Origin of the sequence: Aeromonas sp. R2-4 (genome assembly GCF_040908365.1) — a bacterium.
Classification (GTDB): Bacteria; Pseudomonadota; Gammaproteobacteria; order Enterobacterales; family Aeromonadaceae; genus Aeromonas; species Aeromonas veronii.
In genome coordinates this window covers 116,886-135,037 of the sequence record NZ_JBFODO010000013.1, presented here as the reverse complement: position 1 = coordinate 135,037, position 18,152 = coordinate 116,886, and the positions used below count along the sequence as shown (strand labels likewise).

Here is an 18,152-nt window from a genome sequence, read left to right as displayed (position 1 = left end):
ATGAACTCAAGACTGTTATCGGATCAGGCGGCCATGCCACTGATCAGGGGGATCTATTGCCTACTACCAGCCGAGCGAGCTAGGGCTCTGACCGTTCTGCTTGCCAAAGGCGCGTATCACCAAGAGGGTGAGACTTCACCGCTGATGGTGGTGACGGCACTGGCTATCCATGTCGAGCAACATCGGCTGGATCGCACTTCACAGCCAATCTACCAAGGGCGTGAGCAACTGATGGAGGGTACCGCCAGTTTGCTTGGGGAGGATGCCAGTTTTGAAGATTTGGATGCGTTGCGTCTGTTGGCGCTACTACTCGAAAAATTATTGCGAGGAGGGCATGGCAGTCGTCAGGCCAAGCTGGATGGATTAACGGTAAGCGTTATGGAGCAGCGGGCGCTGGCGACCAGCTCCCCGAATAGCTGCGCCGTGATACGCGGCAGCTGGCGGCGCAAGTCACGTAATCAGCTGGGCCATGCCAGCTGGCTGGATGTTGTGGAGGCAGCCCTATGGTGCTTCTGGCATGGTGATGATTTGGAAAGCGGAGAAGTGCTACTCGGTGTGCTGCTGGGCAGGGATGAGCGGGTGCGGTTGGTCTATGGTTTGCTGGCCGGTGCTTTCTATCTGTCAGATCTGACTGCTTGAAGCTGCGGGGCAGCTGCTGCCCCGCCATCTTGCGGCTGATTAACCAGCCAGCTCAACCACCGGATAACAGGCATCTCCCCACAGGGTATCTGGGTGGGCCATCATCAACTCGATGATCACCGGCACCAGTTTGCCTAGCAGGTTGGCACAATCCTTCAGTTGTTTGCGATTGACCGAGCTGTTCCAGGTCGCACCACCATGGATTAACTGGTTGCGCAAGGTATAGAGGCGGTTAAACACCACGCCCAGCAACTGCGGGGTGTTGCCGCTGGCGAGTGCCTGGTTTGCCATCTTCTTGCCTTGTGTCAGCCGCTCCTTCCACTGGGATTCGCTTATTTTGCCGCTGTGATAATCCCAGAAGCCTTGTAGTACAAACGGGGTGTCCAGCAGTATGCGGATACTGCCAGAGAACTCCTGCCAGACCAGATGTTCGATCTTTTTGTGCTCATCCAGGTCGCACAGTTTCTCCAGAAAGCCTTTGAAGGTCTCCTGTTCCGAGAGGCGACGATTGTCATCGATTTCAGTGGCATAAGCCGCATTGAACGCAATCCAGAGAAAGATAAAGCGGCCATCTTCATCTTCGGCCATTTCAGCGCGTTGAAGCCAGCTTAAGGCACGATGAACTCGCAGGTTGAGATTGCTGGGAGAGTCTTCACGCAGCATCCGGTGACGAGTTTTCAACTGTTCAAAATTCAACGATGATCTCCTTCTCAATCAGATGAATAGCCCAGCTTCGGCAACCATGCTCCCTGTCCCGCTGTTTGATCATCTGGTTGGTGACGAAGTGGCTGGAATAGCAAGTGGTAATAACAGCGGCTACTTTCGGATGACCCCCTTCAACATCGCAATGGCTAGCTCCACCATGGTGGTCGACGATTTTTCCAGTGGGGCATGGTGGCACTCGGGACAGGTCTCAAACCAGGTGTGGCCACGTACCATAACGTCGCTCTTGGGAACAACCGTCTTGTGCCAGCAACACTGAGGGCAACGAAAGGTAAATGGAGGTGGTGGTATAGGCATGATATTTCCCAAAAAAGTTCCATTTGGTTTAGCCTACCACGGTTCGATATTGATGGGCGCAGCCTCGATCACAGACTTTTAGCGATATCCGCATCCGCCTGAAAACACGACATGTGCAAAACCCCAGTATCGAAGCTGCGCGGCAGGCCCGGTATAGTCAGCCGAGACCACCTCAGAGAGGGCATGCGATGAGTAACCGAACCGGTTTTTGGTTAGCAGAACCCCAGTTGTCGCTGGCCGCTCTGCTGCTTGGGCTGCTGCAATCAACAGCATTGGCAGCCAACTGCACCTATCGGGAAGATGCGTTGGGCCATACCCACTACCGGTGTGATGATGGCAAGCAGGGCGTCCTGCGTGAGGATGCTCTCGGCAATATCAGGGATTCGGGCTCGGGCATCACCTGGCGAACTGATGTCTTGGGCAACCTCAAGGGCAGTGATGGAACAACTTACCGTGAAGATGCATTGGGTAATGTGCGTGGTAGCAACCCAAAAACTGGGGAGCGGGTGATCTGGCGTGAGGATAGCCTCGGCAATTTACGTGCTTCCGACGGTACCGTCTGTAGAACCAACGCTCTGGGGCAGTTGAAATGCAGTGGTGAAAGCCTGCCGCCAGTCTTGTTGGGGCAATGACCATCGAAAATGAGGGAGTTGTCGTCGTTCAGGCAGCCCCAGAGGGATAACTGTGCGCTTGGTTAAAGGCAATGTGGCTCGTTTCGCGTATGATAACCGCGTCTTAGAACCCATTGTCGAATTAGAGAGTAGTTATGACGGCCAAAGCATATCTGGGCGACATCATCGGTGGCAGTATCATGTTGCGTGAGAGCAGAGTGGTTGCTGAACTACTGCTACAACATCCGGATGAAGTGAGCTGGAGTGATGCCATTGTTAACGAAAACGCATTGCAAAAAACCTCTGTGCATAGTGCTAAGCGGATGGCATCAACTCTTCGCAAAAGACTTGAGCCGATGGGGCAGGATTTCTGGACTGCATTGCTGCAGGTGTCTGATGACCTGGCAAAGCAGATGTTACTGCTGGCAACTATATGTCAGTCTCCCGTTCTAGGCGATTTTATGGCAACGGTTGTTTCTGATGCTAGGCGCATGTATCGAGAATCACTGCGTAGCGATGACTGGCAGGAATTTATTTTGTCTCGGCAACGGGTTGTTGATGGCCTTGAACAATTTTCTGCGAGCTCAATTCAGAAAATGGGGAATAACGTTTTTAAGATCCTGGCAGATGTTGGGTATCTGGAGTCTGGTCGCTCGAGAAAATTGCAGAATCTTTACCTGTTACCCGAAATGAGAGAATGGTCGATGCGCTTGGGCTGTCCAAAAGCCTATGAGGCGATGGAGTCAGCACGATGAAGGTGCGGTGGGATAGTGAGCCGCAACTTAAGGCTCGCTTGGAGCAGATAGAAGCGCGCTTGCAAAGTGACAGTTTCTTGAACAACCGAGAATTGGGAGGGGAGATCGGATTTTATATCTTCGATTATCCGCCTCAATTTGAGTTGATCGTGCGCGAGTATCTCGAATCAAGCCTGCTCCAGGTGCGCAAGCAAGGGCTGCAATTTTTGCACCTCAACTTGTTTGAAGAACTACTCGACATGTTGCAGGGACGAAAGCTGTTAGATAAGGCCTTTGAACTGGAATTGAAAAAAGGGACGGATGAGTTGGCCAAAGCGTTGAAAGGCCCGCTCGAGCAAGGGCGTGTTGCCCAGCATTTGATGAGCAAAATTCGTCCGACCAATCCGCAGTTTGTGCTGTTGTCCGGCCTTGGCCAATGTTGGCCATTACTTCGTGGCCACAGCTTGCTCAATGCTCTTCATGCACATATGGGCGCGATCCCTCTGGTGCTGTTTTATCCAGGGCGATACAACGGTCTTGAGCTCTATCCCTTTGACCTGGATCGCGCCGAAGTGGCAACAGCCAATTACTATCGTGCGTTCCAGCTAGTGCCGCATGCTTCAAAATACCAAGGTGGATAGCCACCTTGGTTTCCAGAGATAGGCCAATGAGCTGTGACTGAAGTGGCATAGAGGGGTTGTTTCGTTACAAAAACTTTCGAACCTCAGCTGTTGGTAAGCCAATGGCGCGATAACGTAAATCACTAAACCGCTACAAGAACGGTAACCTGCAAACAAGAGACATGGGATCATCGATGCAAATCAAAGAGCTATTTACCAAACAACTGGATCGTCCAATCAATGGCGTGGTGAAAGCCGAACAGCTGGATGAGCAAATTATCTGGACTGAGTTGGATGAATATGTGGTGACCCGTGAACTTGATCGCCATCTGCGCCATTTCTTCGAGACCTATTTGCCAGGCGTCACCCATCCTGATGATCCCAGCGTGGCTGGTAAGATTGGTATCTGGGTCTCCGGTTACTTTGGCTCCGGTAAATCGCACTTTATCAAAATTCTCTCTTATCTGTTGGGTAACCAGAGAGCCGTTCACGGTGAGCAGAGCAAAGTTGCTATCGATTTTTTCAAAGATAAGATCAGTGACAACCTGCTCTACAGCGATATTCACGCAGCGGTGAATCGTCAAACTGAGGTGATTCTTTTTAACATCGACAGTCGTGCTGATACTGAAGATAAAGAAGATGCCATCCTGAAAGTGTTCCTGCGGGTGTTTAACGAGCGGCTCGGCTATTGCGCCGATCATCCTCATATTGCACACCTTGAGCGAGAGCTCGATGCTCGTAATCAATATCAAGCGTTCAAGAGCAAATTTGCCGAGTTGACTGGCTCCTCTTGGGAAGAGGAACGTGATGCTTATGGCTTCTGCCGCGATGAAATGGCGCAAGCCTGGGCTCACGCCACAGGTCAATCGGAAGCCTCCTCGGTGCAGAGCATGGAAAACTTGGAGTCCATGTTTACGCTCGATATCAGCAACTTCTGCAAGTGGGTGCGGGAGTATCTGGATCGCAGTGCCCAAGAGAGTGGGGGTGATGGCAAACGCATCATCTTCCTGGTCGATGAAGTCGGTCAGTTTATCGGCAATAACACCCAGATGATGCTCAAACTCCAGACCATCACTGAGAATCTGGGGACAGCATGTGGTGGACGTGCATGGGTTATCGTTACCTCACAAGAGGATATCGATGCCGTACTTGGCGATCTCAGCGCGAAAAAAGGGCAGGATTTCTCAAAAATCCAGGGACGTTTTCATACCCGGATCTCCCTCTCCTCGTCTAATACCAACGAAGTCATCCAAAAGCGTCTGCTCGAAAAAACAGAAGCGGCTAAAGATCAGCTTGCTGAGTTGTTTATTCAGAAAGGCGATATCTTGCGCAACCAGCTGGCGTTTGATGCAACTACGACAGCTGAGCTGGCGAACTATCGCGACAACGTCGAATTTGTCGATCACTACCCTTTCATTCCCTATCAGTACTTGCTGGTGCAGAAGGTGTTTGAAGCGATCCGCAAAGTGGGGGCAACAGGTAAACACCTTTCTCGTGGTGAACGTTCTTTGCTGGATGCGTTCCAAAATGCAGCGCGTCAGCAGATGAATCAAGGTGTTGGGGTATTGGTGCCGTTCCATGCCTTCTATCCGGCTATCGAATCGTTTCTGGATACCAACGTCAAACGCATTTTCGAACAGGCGGCTGAGAAACAGAGCCTCGACCCTTATGATGTCAGCATCCTCAAGTCACTGTTTTTGATCCGTTATGTCGATCTGGTTAAGTCCACGCTCGATAATCTGGTGACCCTCTCAATCGAAGAGATTGATACCGATAAAGTGGCGCTCAGAAAACGGATCGAGGCCAGCTTGCAGCGCCTGGAGAATCAACTACTGATCGCCCGCAACGGTGATGAATATGTGTTCCTCACTAACGAAGAGAAAGAGGTCGAGCAGGAGATCAAACACACTCTGGTCGAGAGCACTGAAATCACACGTCTGCTGTCGAAGGTCATTTTTGATGAGGTAATGGGAGGGCGCCGCCAGTATCGTTATCCTGTCAACAAACAAGACTATCCAGTGAGTCGTTTCTGTAACGGTCATCCTTTCGATGGCAGCTTGCAGACTGATCTGGTGCTCAAAGTCATCTCTCCGCTTGATGCCAACTTCGATGGTTACAACGATCAGGGCTGCAAGGCGCTCAGTCTGGAAGGTCAAGGTAGCATCGTGATCCGCTTGCCTGATGAAAAGCGGCTATGGGACGAATTTGATACCTGGCTTAAAACCGAGAAGTTCCTGGCAAGCAACCGTAGCCAGCGGCCGGAACAAGAGAAGCTGTTGGCCGAAAAAGCGATGGAGAATACTCAGCGCCGCAATCGTCTCAAGTCGCTGTTTGAGGATCTGGTGAAGCAGGCTCAGTTCTTTGCTATTGGCAACGAGCTACAGACCAAGTCAGGCAGTGTCGTGAACATGCTCGATGAAGCCTATAGCTACGTGATCGAGAATTCGTTCCAAAAGCTCAGTTTGCTCAAAAGCTGCGGTGCCAACCCGATGCAAGAGCTTAAAGCGGTGATCGTTGCTGATGATACGGCGCAGCTCAACATGCATCTGGGTGACCAGGATCCGAACAGCAGTGCCAAGCAAGAAATTGAGTTTTACCTGAATGTGTCGGAAGAGGCCAACAAGCCGGTCTACCTCAAAGAGTTGCTCGAGCGTTTCAGTGCTCGCCCTTATGGCTGGAACCGTGATGAAGTGATGCTGCAAGTCGCCCATCTGGTGTTGCTGGGTAAGGCTGCCCTATCGACCCCTAACGGCGATCTGCCACTTAATCGCAGCTATGACCAGTTCACCTCGGTGCGCAGCCATACCAGTCTGCGTATTCGCCGGGTGCGCCAGCATAGTGAGCAGCAGATTGTGAAGGCTGCACGTCTTGCCAAAGAGATCTTCCAAAAACCTTTCGATAGCAGTGAAAAAGAGCTTGCGAGCAAGCTGCAAGGGGAGCTAAGCCAGTGGCAGAAACTGCTTCAAGAGTTCGATTTCAAGGCAAAGCAAGGCTATTGCCCTGGACAAAGCGTGTTGGATAGTGGCAAACGACTGGTGGCAGGCCTGCTGGATCTGGGCAATAACAGCTATGCCCTGATCGACGCGCTATGTGCCCAGGCTAATGATTTGCAGGATTTTGCTGAAGATTTTGAAGAGGTTGAAGAGTTCTATACCCGACAGTTTGACACCTGGCTGCAACTGCACCGCGCCTTGGGGGAACAGTTCCGCGCTAACCGTCATGCACTTGAGCAAGACCCGGATGCCGCAGCGCTATTTGCACAGCTGCAAGCCATTCACGATGACAAGCAGCCCTATGCCAAGTTGCGTAACGTCGGCACCTTGGTTGAGCAGATTAGCGCGATTAACCTTCGTTTGGTTGAGCAGCAGCGGGTAGTGAGCCTGCAGGCTATCGAGCGAACCCAAATGGGAATCAAATCTTCTGTCAGTGACTTGCCAAGCGATCTGCAAAATCAGGCCATGCGCCCCTTTGTATTGCTCAAAGAGCGGGTGAGCAAGAGCGTCTCACTCCATGAGCTGGTCAGTCTGGTCAAAGAGGCGGATGACGAAGAAGACAAGGTGATCGAGCTTATCAACCGCTTCAGTGCGCAGCAGTTGCAGGCAGAAAAAGACCGTGCTGAAGCAGCCAGACATGTTGGCGTAGCAGCGCCGTCACAGGTCCAGGAGCCAGCCGCAGGGACGAGTAGCGGTAGTGCCCAGGCGACTGTTGAAAAGCCGGTTGCCAAGCCTAAGCCCGCCCCTAAGCCGATCGAACTGGTCTCCCCCACCGAGCTGCTGGGCGATAACCACCTCTTTATTGAGACTGAGCAGGATATCGAAGCCTATCTGGGCAAGCTGCGTAGCCGCTTGCAGCAGGCCATTGATGGTGGCAAACGGGTGCGGATTAAATAACAGCCCAAGAGCCTCCCCTGTTGCTCATTAGAGCAACAGGGGAGGCTAATAAAGCGACAATAACAAGCATCTGTTCTGATTGTTTGATGATATACCGTCACGTCAAGGGTGATCGTTGACCTTCTTTAATTGGCTTAGCATCGAACTATTGGGCAGATAACAATAATGAAAATGGGATAAAAACATGTACCAAGCCGGTGGAACTATCAAGGATTTGCTGACCAAGGTTGAGCAGCATGATTATATTTTACCCGCAATTCAGCGCGAATTTGTCTGGAAGCCAGAGCAAATTTGCCAGTTATTCGACTCTTTGCTGCAGGGCTATCCCTTCGGAACCTTCCTCTTTTGGAAAATAAAGTCTACTCACCAGCGTGAGTATCAGTTCTACGACTTCATGCGTCACTATCACCAGCGTGATCGGGTGCATTGTGAAAAGCTTGATCTCATTGGTGAGCAGGATCGCGTTGCCGTACTCGATGGTCAGCAGCGCATGACAGCCCTCAACATTGGTCTGCGCGGATCCTACAGCTGGAAGACGCAGGGAAAGTGGTGGTCCAGCCCAGATGCATTTATCGAGCGTCGCCTATATCTTAACTTGCTGGTGGCCGGTGAAGTTGAAGGGGGAGCTCGTTATGATTTTCGTTTCTTGAGTGAAGAGGAAGCGGCTCGTCAAGACCATGAGCACCACTGGTTTCTGGTCAGTCGGATCATGGCTATTGATATAGATGAATTAACCGATGAACTAGATGATATCGAGCTGGACAAAGAAAGCCGCAAAATCGCGCGCAATACCCTGCGTTTGCTGCATCGCACTATCCATCTGCAAGACAAAATCTCTTATTACGAAGAGTCAGAGCAGAGCCTGGAGAAGGTTCTCAATATCTTTATTCGGATGAATAGCGGGGGGACTGCGCTCTCCTATTCTGACCTGCTGCTATCTATCGCTGTGGCACAGTGGAGCAAGCTGGACGCCCGGGAAGAGATCCACAAATTGGTGGATGAGCTCAACCAAATTGGTGATGGCTTCTCATTTAGCAAGGATCTGGTGCTCAAAGCGGGTCTGATGCTGTGCGATATCGGCAGTGTCGGCTTCAAGGTTGAAAACTTCAGTAAAGAGAATATGGCCAAGCTGGAGGAGAACTGGGAGCCAATCCGTAAGGCGTTGCAACTGGCCGTCAACCTGCTCGCCAGCTTTGGCTTTAATGGCTACAACCTAGGAGCCGATAGCGCACTATTGCCGATAGCTTACTACCTCTTTAGGCGTGAACTTGGCGACAGCTACCTGACTCGCAGTGAGTATGCAGCAGATAGACAAGATCTGAGGGGGTGGTTGATCCGCTCAGTCCTCAAGCAATCCGGCATCTGGGGGAGTGGCCTCGATACGCTGTTGACAACCTTGCGTAGTAAAATCAAAGAGCATGGTCAGCATGGATTCCCGCTCACCGAGATTAATACAGCGATGACCGAGCGCGGCAAGAGCCTGCGTTTTGAAGAAGAAGAGCTGCAAACCTTGGCTGAACTCGACTACGGCAACCGCCGCACTTTTGCGCTGTTGTCATTGCTCTTTCCCGGCCATGACTTTAGTCGTCACTTCCATGTAGATCATATCTTTCCCAAAGGTCGCTTTACTCGCGCACAGCTGAAAAAGGCGGGGATCTCCGATGAAGAGCAGATTGAAAAGTGGTGCCAAATGGCCAATTGTCTGCCTAATCTACAGCTTCTCGAAGGAAGCCTGAACAATGAAAAGCGGGAAAAGCTGCCACATGAGTGGTACGCCATTATGTGGCCAGATCCGGCCGCTAGAGCGAACCATCTGCAGTTACAAGCCATCAACACCTTGCCTGAGTCCCTGCTTGGATTTGCTGAGTTTTATCAGGAGCGCCGTGAAACTCTGCTGGGTCGACTGCGCCATGTTCTTCAAACACAGCAAGCCTGATTAATAGGCTTACCAATGAGTTGGCTTAACCGGGCCATTAAGAATGGCCCGGCGCTAGAACGAGAAAAAAATGAACACCAACAACCTGAAAAAAGTCGCCCCTCGGGCGCGTACCGCCTTTATTAAAGCCATTACAGCCCGAGCCGGTGAGTTTGGTATCACCGCCAAGGACGTTAGTGCCCCAACAATCAGTGGTGATGTACTGCAAGTGGCGGGTTTTACCCATCCTGCTCGCTTTGCCCCGGCCGTTACCCGTCTGCAAGCACGGGTGGCCAACGAAGGCGTTGCGCAACTGATCGAGCAGATGGCCTATACCTGGTTTAACCGTTTTTGCGCCATCCGCTTTATGGAGCTCAAAAGCGACGAGGGCTACCTCGAACACGGGGTGCGTATCTTATCGCACCCCACTCAGCCGCAAGGCTTTGAAGTGCTCGACCGCGCACCCGAAGTGATCGAATCCTTAATGGGCGAAGGTGTTTCCCTTGATAAGTCTGCACTGCTCGAGTTGATGCTGGCGGGTAACGAGCAAGAAGCGTTATTCCGTGAGCTGCTGCTCGGACAGTGCCACCGCCTGCATCAGGCGATGCCATTTCTGTTTGAAGCTATCGACGACGAGACCGAGTTGCTGCTGCCCACCGGCCTGACCCGAACCGATGCATTCTGGCGTGAACTGGTGGATGGAATACCGGAAGAGGACTGGACTCAGGTTGAGGTGATTGGCTGGCTCTATCAGTTCTATATCAGTGAGAAGAAGGATGAGGTGATCGGCAAGGTAGTGAAATCGGAAGACATTCCCGCCGCCACCCAGCTCTTTACCCCTAACTGGATCGTCCAATATCTGGTGCAAAACTCGGTTGGGCGCTATTGGCTGCAGACCTATCCTGATTCGGCGTTGCCCGCAGTCATGCCTTACTTTGTCTTCCCCGGTGAGCAATCTATTGAAGTACAGGATGAATACGCACGTCTAACCCCTGCCAGTATTGAACCTGAGTCAATCAAGGTGCTCGATCCCGCCTGTGGCTCTGGCCATATTCTGGTGGAAGCCTATAACCTGCTTTATCGCATCTACGAAGAGCGCGGTTACCGCAGCCGCGATATCCCCACGCTTATCCTGAGCCACAACCTCTATGGCCTCGATATTGACGACCGCGCCGCACAACTGGCCGGTTTCGCCCTGCTGATGCGTGCCCGTCAGGATGATCGCCGTCTCTTCTCACGGGAGATCCAGCTTAACGTCCACGCTTTGCAGGAGAGCCGACACCTCAATATCCCCAAGCTGTGGCAAGCCCTTAACCTCAATGCCGAGTGGGATCGTGGTCAAAGCCAGGATCTGTTTGCTGTTGCTCCGGCCAGTTTGGCGAGTAATGACCCGCGCTTGGGTCTGCTGAACGATTTGCACATGCGTTTCCTGTCTGCCAAAACGTTGGGATCCTTGATCGAGGTGCCTGCCGAGCAGGCGCCAGCCATCACCGAGCTGGCTGCTACCCTGCACACCTTAAGCATCAGTGGTGATGCCATGCAAAAACCGGCCGCTCAGGCATTGCTACCACTGCTCAAGCAAGCCAGCATATTGGCCAAACGCTATGATGCGGTGATTGCCAACCCGCCTTATATGGGCAGCAAGGGCATGAATGCGGAGCTCAAAGAGTTTGCCAAAAAGCAGTTTCCGAACAGCAAGTCGGATCTGTTCGCCATCTTTATCGAACGCAATCTCGACTTGACCACAACTGCAGGCATGGTTGCCATGATCACCATGCAAAGCTGGATGTTCCTCTCCTCGTTTGAGGCATTACGCGCCCGCATTTTGGGGCTGCATACCATCTTGGGGATGGCTCACTTGGGGGCGCGCGGCTTTGACAGCATCGGTGGCGAGGTGGTGTCCACTACCGCCTTTGTGCTGGCCCAGCCCCATCTGCCCACCTATCAAGGTGCTTACTTCCGTCTGGTGGATGGCAACTCGGAAGCAGAAAAAGCGGCGATGTTTAAAGTGGCCAATGCTACCAACAAACAAGTATGACAAGGTGTCAGCTTAGGGCTGTATTGGCTACGAGCATGAGATTTATTGCGTTCAAGCCACACAGTTCCTTATTTAAGAGAAGAGGTGGCCCAATGAGCCAACAACAACAGAAAAACGACATGCAAAAAAATTTTTACCGTGCCTCAGCGGCGGATTTTGGTAAGATTCCAGGGAATCCAATTGCTTATTGGATTAGTGAGAAATCGATAGCGGCATTTAGCAATTCCCCCTTAAGTGAAAAAGCGGTTTTTAGAGCTGGCTTGCAAACTGGGGATAATGATACTTTTTTAAGATATTGGTATGAAGTGTGCTCGAGTAAATTTGTACCTAATTGTAAGTCTCGTGAAGAATCCGCACATTCCAAGGGGAAATGGTTTCCACATAACAAGGGAGGTGGTTTCAGAAAGTGGCACGGAAATAAAGAGTATGTAATTAACTGGGAAAACGATGGCTCAGATATAAAAGAAAAAAAGAAAGCAGACCTATTGTCAGGGAAAATTACGGCCAATAACTCAAAGTGTTGGAACCAAGATTATTATTTTCAAAATGGTTTGACATGGTCTTCATTATCATCTGCGGATTTTTCTCTACGTTCGAATGGTTGTGGTTTTTTGTTTGATACGAAAGGACAAATGCTTTTTCCAAATGATGCGTTAGATGTAAATCATCTGCTTGGATTTTTAAACTCAAAGGTTTCACGTTATTTTCTAACAGCAATGTCACCTACTTTAGATTTCAATGGTGGGGTTGTTTCTCGACTTCCGCTTATAGAAATAGAACGCAAGTTAATGTTCATCGACACATTGGTTCTTGAGGCGAGAAATGATTGGGACTCAAATGAGTTGTCGTGGGGCTTTTCTAAGCATTATTTGTTAGGGATAGATAATAAGACTTCTACGCTTAAAATCATCTATCAAAAATTAGTCAATAAATGGATTTTAACTATTCAGGAAGTGCAGCGCCTTGAAGAGAAAAACAACCGCCTCTTTATCGATGCCTATGGCCTACAGGATGAATTGACGCCCGAAGTCCCCCTAAGTGAAATCACCCTGACATGTAACCCGCACTATCGCTATGGCGGAAATCTCACCGATGAAGAGCGCGAGGCGCGCCTGCAGTCCGACACCATCTGCGAACTGATCTCCTACGTCATCGGCTGCATGATGGGCCGCTATTCACTGGATCGTGAGGGGCTGGTGTACGCCCATGCCGGTAATGAGGGCTTTAAAACGCTGGTGGAAGAAGGGGCCTATGCCACCTTTGCCGCCGATGAGGACGGCATCTTGCCACTGAGCACTGATAGCTGGTTTGCGGATGATGTCGCCACCCGCCTTGAAGCCTTTGTATGCACTGTCTGGGGCAAAGAGACCCTGGAAGAGAACCTGCAATTTATTGCCGATAGCCTCTGCCTTGCTGCTATTAAGCCGGTGAAAAAGGGTGGTGAAACCTCCCGTGAAACCCTGCGCCGTTATCTCTCGACCCAGTTCTATAAAGACCACCTCAAGACTTACAAGAAGCGCCCCATCTACTGGCTGTTTAGTTCAGGCAAAGAGAAGGCCTTTGAGTGTTTGGTCTATCTGCACCGCTATAACGAAGCGACTTTGCCACGGATGCGCACCGAATACGTGACGCCGCTGCTCGGTCAGATGGCCGGACGTATCGAACGCTTGCGCTTGCAGCAAACCGAGGCCAGTACCAGCGATGCCAAACGCATTGGCAAAGAGATCGACAGTCTCACCAAGCAGCTTAGTGAACTGCGCGCCTTTGATGACCAGCTTAAACACCATGCAGATATGCGCATCACCTTGGATCTCGATGACGGGGTCAAGGTCAACTACGGCAAGTTCGGTACCCTGCTCAGTGATGTCAAAGCCATCACCGGCGATAAGGGCGAGTGATCGACCTATCGTCCATCAAATCAAGGCGAGAGCTGCCGCTTGTGCGGCAGCTCTCATTTTGCTTATTGTCGTTCAAGGTAGAGGGTTATCCCTTGGACTTGACTGGTGAGAGCGTAGTATTTTATTGATATTTATCATAAATCGGTGGCGTGAATATGGATATTAATATTGCAAGCAGATATTACAAGTACAGAGAAGATGAAGATCTGGCATTTATTGCTCACTGCACCCATGAGCAACTCGCGCCACTGGTTAGTTATTTGACTATTGATCGTGATGGCAAGCCGAGATTGGCTGAAACTTTGACCAACAACCCCGAATTTAAAGCAAACAAGCATGATTTCTCTCGGGCTTGGCAAGCCATCTGCACTGAGCTGCAAACATATGGCAACTCGACAGCATTAAATATCGTGACCAGAAAGGGGGCTGCGTATAAGGATATTGTGCAGTTCACTGCAAAATCCGTTGGCTGCGCGATAGACAAGCACAGTGATGTGCAGACCCTCGAGCAGGCGATAGTAGCCAAAGTGCTGGAGTTGCAGATGGATAAGATGACGCAGGCTGAACGGGAAGCGTTTATTAAAACCATGAAGAATGACTATCAAGTGAATAATATCGATCCTTTAAAGTGGACGGTCAGGGATTTTAGTGTGATATCGGGCGTACTAGCGGGGGCATTCGGTGGGGCTGCTGCGGCTGGAGCTATGCTGCTGCCAAGAGCATTATTATTTTCTAGTCCACTTGGGCTAGTTGGCGGATTATTCAGTGCTGTGGTAGAGGGGCCTGCACTACGAGTCACCTTGCCGTGCGTTATCCATATCACCATGTTGCGTGAGTTCCATCGCCACGGTAACCCGTTTAACTGAATCTGATAACACAAGTTCTGACAACACAAGGATATTAAGATGCTTGAAGAGACGATCAAAGTGATTATGGTGCCAGATTGGGAAAAGGTTGACCCTGAAATTATTGAATTGCTCAAAACTGGCCATATGCATCTTCGTGAAGGCGTCATTTATTGGGCCAAGGGTAAAAAACTATCAGAGGGGGCGGGGAGTATTGTCAAGCACCTTCCCTTTAAAGAGATGACAGTAGATGTCAGCCAGAGCGTTAATGTCGAGCAGTTGATGAAAGCCACCGCCGCCATGCAGAAAAGCATCGGCCTAGCGGTCGGGTTATCAACCGGAATTATTCTCGCAGCGATAGTGATTCAAACCGCCTATCTCTCTCAAAAGCTCAATAAAATCCAGGCGTCGATAGATAAAATCGCTGTTGAAATTCAAACTCAAAATCAGCTCTTTTATCTTGAAAAACTTTCATCGTATATGGGTAGTATTATGGCAGCCCATGAGATGTTGGCTGTTTCTAAAGAGAGCGAGGCATACCCTGAGGTGATTGCACCATTATTGGCAACACTTGCTCAGCAAAGAAACGAATTGTGTACATTCTTGATGAACCTGATTGGCTGGATCGACCACAGTAAAGCAATCGAGAATAAAATTACCGATGAACATGCTGCATTGATTGTTGATTTTGTGACAAGTGTATTGGATGTCATGCCAAAATCAATCTATGTGGAGTCTGCACTTTATACCACTCTTGGTAAATATCATCATGCGGATGCACTGGTTGAGTCGGCAGCAATAAAATACAAGTCTGTTTTGAACTCTTATCGGTTATGGGCAAAAGTTGGTTATGATCAGTGGTTAACCGGCAAGGCCAGTCGCAGTAGTCATCTGCTGGTTAATAAATTTAAAGATATTAACAATCTGTTACACTCTATCGAAAATCAGCTGCTGCTGGGCAACAGTCAGCAATTATGCAAACAGCAACTTGAGTGTGTTGTGACAGCTTAACATAGTGCTGGGTTGTCAGAGGCTATCAAGAGGACAGGGAGGTGGCTGGCCTGTCTTCTCTACCACCTGGTTGAGTCCGCGAGTAGCGCTTGCCAAAGCGACCATTCGATGACTCCAGGCCCTACCCAATACGGATTGCTTCATGAACTCTAAGAGCATTTCGATTACCATATGGTTTTGTTGTAAATCGGAGCCTAATGGCTTGTCGTGACGGATTTTTATGGATATCACCCAGCTCCAAACCGGGCTAAATAAGAAATTCGAGCAGAGCCGGATCGTCTTTTGGCATGATCCCGAGCAGAGCTTTACTGCACAGCTGGCAGAGCTTGCCGATCCCCAGGCCGGTTTGACCCGCGAAGGCCAGCCTGTGGTGGTGCTCAACATGTCACAGCACTCCCAATTACAGGTGAGAAGGCGCATAGAACTCGATGAGCCGATCACGCCATTTCTGCTCTACTGGCCAAGCCTTGAGCCTGCAGCAGCCAAAGATTGGCTGCTCGATATGCGTCGCTACAGCGCTACTTTTTATGCCGATGCGGCATCGATCCTGCTCAACGAGCTGGGTCTTGCCAATATGGCGTTGCGTGATTATATCGCGTCACGCAGCAGCTTTTTTGCTAACAAGGATCGTACCGCTGCCCTCAAGCGTCGGTTGGATGGTCGCAGTGGGGTGGAAGACTCGCTGTCGCTTGATCTAAAGATGATCAGCGTGTTGTTGGGCTGTCTTGCTCAACCTGCTGATGTAGTCAGGGAACTAGGCGCTCGCCTGTTGGATACTCACTTTGAGCCCGCAGATGCTCTGGCACCACTTGACCAACATGGGTTGCTGCCGAGCCTTTGGCAGTTGTTAGAACGGGATTATGGCTATCAGGTCGCCGAAGAAAATAAGGAGTCTTTGCGGGAGTTTATCCGCAAGCTTTTTGCCAGTGAGAGTTATGAGTTGCTGGAGGTGACCAAGCAGGAACAGCGCCCGGCTTGGTTGCAATCGCAGTTGCTGGTGACGCCGACCGGCCGAGCCAATGCCATGGCATTGCTGGCGGGTTGGCGCGATTCATTACAACACAGGGGAGCGTTTGCCCAGCTTTCACAAGAGGTGGCGACGCAGCTTGAGCTGTCAAACAGGTTGAATAGCCTGACGACTCAAGAGGTCTGGTGTTGGGCAGAGGTGACCAGTTTTGAGGCGGTTGAGCAGGCCTTGATCCGAGAGTTGGTTGCTGGATTGATGGGGGGCGATCTCGGTTTGAGTCGCAGCGACTTTAGCCAGCTCATCTCGCGCCGTCGTCAGGGCTTTTGGCCCGGGTTCGAGCCCAAGTATGCCCATCTCTATCAGGCGCTGCTGCATGCTGAAAATCTGTTGGAGCTGCGCAGAAACTACCCGGATGGTTTTCATTTTTCATCGGCTCAGGCCATGTATCAGGCTTATGAAACCGAGTTATTCCAGTTTGATGCTGCATATCGTCTCTTTAACGAGGCATTACTCCATTTGCAGGGGCAGGCAGTTGAGGTATTGGCCGCTTTAGCCGACAAGATCGAAGATCTCTATGTTAACTGGTACCTCTACCAGCTTGGCTTGGCATGGGATGGATTGCTGGCCAAGCAGCAACTGCTGGCATGCTGGGAGTTGGGCGTACCAACACAAGCACGATTCTACGATACCGTTGTTAAGCAGCGTTTTACCCAGGCAGGGGTAAAGCGGCAGTTTGTGATCATCAGTGATGCGCTGCGCTACGAGGTGGCTCATGAGTTGCAGGGGCAAATCAACGAGGCCAAGCGTTTTGCCGCCAAGATCACTAGTCAGCTGGGTGTGTTGCCCAGTTACACTCAGCTCGGGATGGCTGCCCTGTTACCCCACCAGCAGATTGATTATGCACAAGGGAGTGCGACCGTATTGGTGGATGGCCAAAGTAGTGCTGGATTAGATAATCGCAGCGCAATTTTGGCCAAAGTGGGGGGCATTGCGATATCAGCGAAGTCGCTGCAAGGTTGGACCCGCGCTCAGGCCAATGAAGCGATTGGCGATGCTCGGGTGATCTATGTCTATCACGATGTCATTGATGCCATCGGTGACAAGCAAGCGACCGAGCAGCAAACATTTTCGGCAGTGCGTCAGGCCATCGATGAGCTCAATAATCTGGTCAGCAAGATCATCAATGGTTTTGGTGTTACCCGGGTCATCGTCACGGCAGATCATGGGTTCTTGTTCCAGCGTGAGGCGCCGGAAAGTGGGGTTAAAGCCCAACTACAGGCTGAGCCTTCTGGCACGCTTGAGGCTAAAAAACGCTATCTGATCGGACGGCAGTTGCCTGTTAATGAAGATGTCTGGCAGGGCCAGATCAGCGACACGGTCGGCGGAGATTCCGATGTCGGATTCTGGCTGCCCAAGGGGGTAAGCCGTTTCCATTTTGTGGGCGGTGCCCGTTTTGTGCATGGCGGGGCCATGTTGCAGGAGATCTGTGTGCCGGTGGTGGAAGTGCAGGAGCTACGCGGGAAAAAGCAGGCGCAGCATGAAAAGATCAAGGTGAATATCGTGCCTGCCTATCAGCCTATCAAGTTGGTCAATGCCATCGACAAAATCCGGTTCTTGCAGACCGATGCCGTTGATGAACGGCACAAGCCGCGCACGGTGCGTTTTGTGGTAATGGATGCCAATGGACAGCGGGTATCCGCTGTCGAGAAGCTCAGCTTTGATGCGACTTCCGGCACCCTTGAGCAGCGCCAGCAGGATGTTCGTTTGAAGCTGACTGGTACCGATTTTGACCGCAAGGCACAATATCTGTTGCTGCTGGAAGATGATGAGGATGGCATTGAACTGGCCCGTTACCCTGTGACCATTGATCTGGCGATCCAGAACGACTTCGGTTTTTAATACCGGAAATTGTTGAGACGATTTGTCAGTGATGAGCCCGAATTTCTTGAACTTTTATTGATGAA

The 18,152-nt window shown here is 50.9% G+C and carries 12 protein-coding genes; 11 read left to right on the top strand and 1 reads right to left on the bottom strand.

The window, feature by feature from the left end; translation table 11 throughout:
* Positions 1 to 639, top strand: a complete 639-nt coding sequence (locus AB5Z05_RS05980; RefSeq protein WP_368150513.1) for an ADP-ribosylglycohydrolase — start codon at positions 1 to 3, stop codon at positions 637 to 639.
* A 39-nt stretch (positions 640 to 678) separates the two neighbouring features.
* On the opposite strand, the gene AB5Z05_RS05975 is transcribed toward AB5Z05_RS05980, so the two are convergent.
* On the bottom strand, positions 679 to 1,335 hold the full coding sequence (locus AB5Z05_RS05975) for a hypothetical protein (RefSeq protein ID WP_368150512.1): 657 nt from the start codon (positions 1,333 to 1,335) through the stop codon (positions 679 to 681).
* A gap of 512 nt (positions 1,336 to 1,847) precedes the next feature.
* Between AB5Z05_RS05975 and AB5Z05_RS05970 the strand changes: the two genes are divergently transcribed.
* The 10 genes from AB5Z05_RS05970 to pglZ all read left to right on the top strand — a co-directional run bounded on the left by AB5Z05_RS05970 (position 1,848) and on the right by pglZ (position 18,087).
* The gene (locus AB5Z05_RS05970) at positions 1,848 to 2,291 is read left to right on the top strand and encodes a hypothetical protein (protein ID WP_101617893.1); all 444 of its coding nucleotides are present in this window, start codon (positions 1,848 to 1,850) and stop codon (positions 2,289 to 2,291) included.
* 134 nt (positions 2,292 to 2,425) lie between these two features.
* Complete coding sequence (locus AB5Z05_RS05965) at positions 2,426 to 3,025, top strand: DUF1819 family protein (RefSeq protein ID WP_087756132.1); 600 nt, start codon at positions 2,426 to 2,428, stop codon at positions 3,023 to 3,025.
* Positions 3,022 to 3,645 (top strand): DUF1788 domain-containing protein, encoded by a 624-nt coding sequence (locus AB5Z05_RS05960; RefSeq protein ID WP_050664995.1) that lies wholly within the window; start codon positions 3,022 to 3,024, stop codon positions 3,643 to 3,645. Before AB5Z05_RS05965 ends, AB5Z05_RS05960 begins: the two co-directional genes overlap by 4 nt.
* A 173-nt stretch (positions 3,646 to 3,818) precedes the next feature.
* Positions 3,819 to 7,514, top strand: a complete 3,696-nt coding sequence (gene brxC, locus AB5Z05_RS05955) for a BREX system P-loop protein BrxC (RefSeq protein ID WP_368150509.1) — start codon at positions 3,819 to 3,821, stop codon at positions 7,512 to 7,514.
* Positions 7,515 to 7,698: 184 nt separating this feature from the next.
* Positions 7,699 to 9,450 carry a DUF262 domain-containing protein gene (locus tag AB5Z05_RS05950; protein WP_368150507.1) on the top strand — a complete coding sequence of 584 codons (1,752 nt, stop codon included), beginning with the start codon at positions 7,699 to 7,701 and terminating at the stop codon, positions 9,448 to 9,450.
* A 70-nt stretch (positions 9,451 to 9,520) separates the two neighbouring features.
* Positions 9,521 to 11,467, top strand: a complete 1,947-nt coding sequence (gene pglX, locus AB5Z05_RS05945; RefSeq protein WP_368150505.1) for a BREX-1 system adenine-specific DNA-methyltransferase PglX — start codon at positions 9,521 to 9,523, stop codon at positions 11,465 to 11,467.
* Between the two features lie 92 nt (positions 11,468 to 11,559).
* The gene (gene pglX, locus AB5Z05_RS05940) at positions 11,560 to 13,365 is read left to right on the top strand and encodes a BREX-1 system adenine-specific DNA-methyltransferase PglX (RefSeq protein WP_368150503.1); all 1,806 of its coding nucleotides are present in this window, start codon (positions 11,560 to 11,562) and stop codon (positions 13,363 to 13,365) included.
* A gap of 155 nt (positions 13,366 to 13,520) precedes the next feature.
* Positions 13,521 to 14,231, top strand: a complete 711-nt coding sequence (locus AB5Z05_RS05935; RefSeq protein WP_368150501.1) for a DUF3944 domain-containing protein — start codon at positions 13,521 to 13,523, stop codon at positions 14,229 to 14,231.
* Between the two features lie 39 nt (positions 14,232 to 14,270).
* A complete protein-coding gene (locus tag AB5Z05_RS05930) occupies positions 14,271 to 15,221 on the top strand; it encodes a hypothetical protein (RefSeq protein ID WP_368150499.1) in 951 nt (316 codons plus the stop codon).
* Positions 15,222 to 15,441: 220 nt separating this feature from the next.
* Positions 15,442 to 18,087, top strand: coding sequence for a BREX-1 system phosphatase PglZ type A (gene pglZ / locus AB5Z05_RS05925; RefSeq protein ID WP_368150498.1), 2,646 nt, complete (start codon positions 15,442 to 15,444; stop codon positions 18,085 to 18,087).
* Positions 18,088 to 18,152 lie beyond the last annotated feature (65 nt).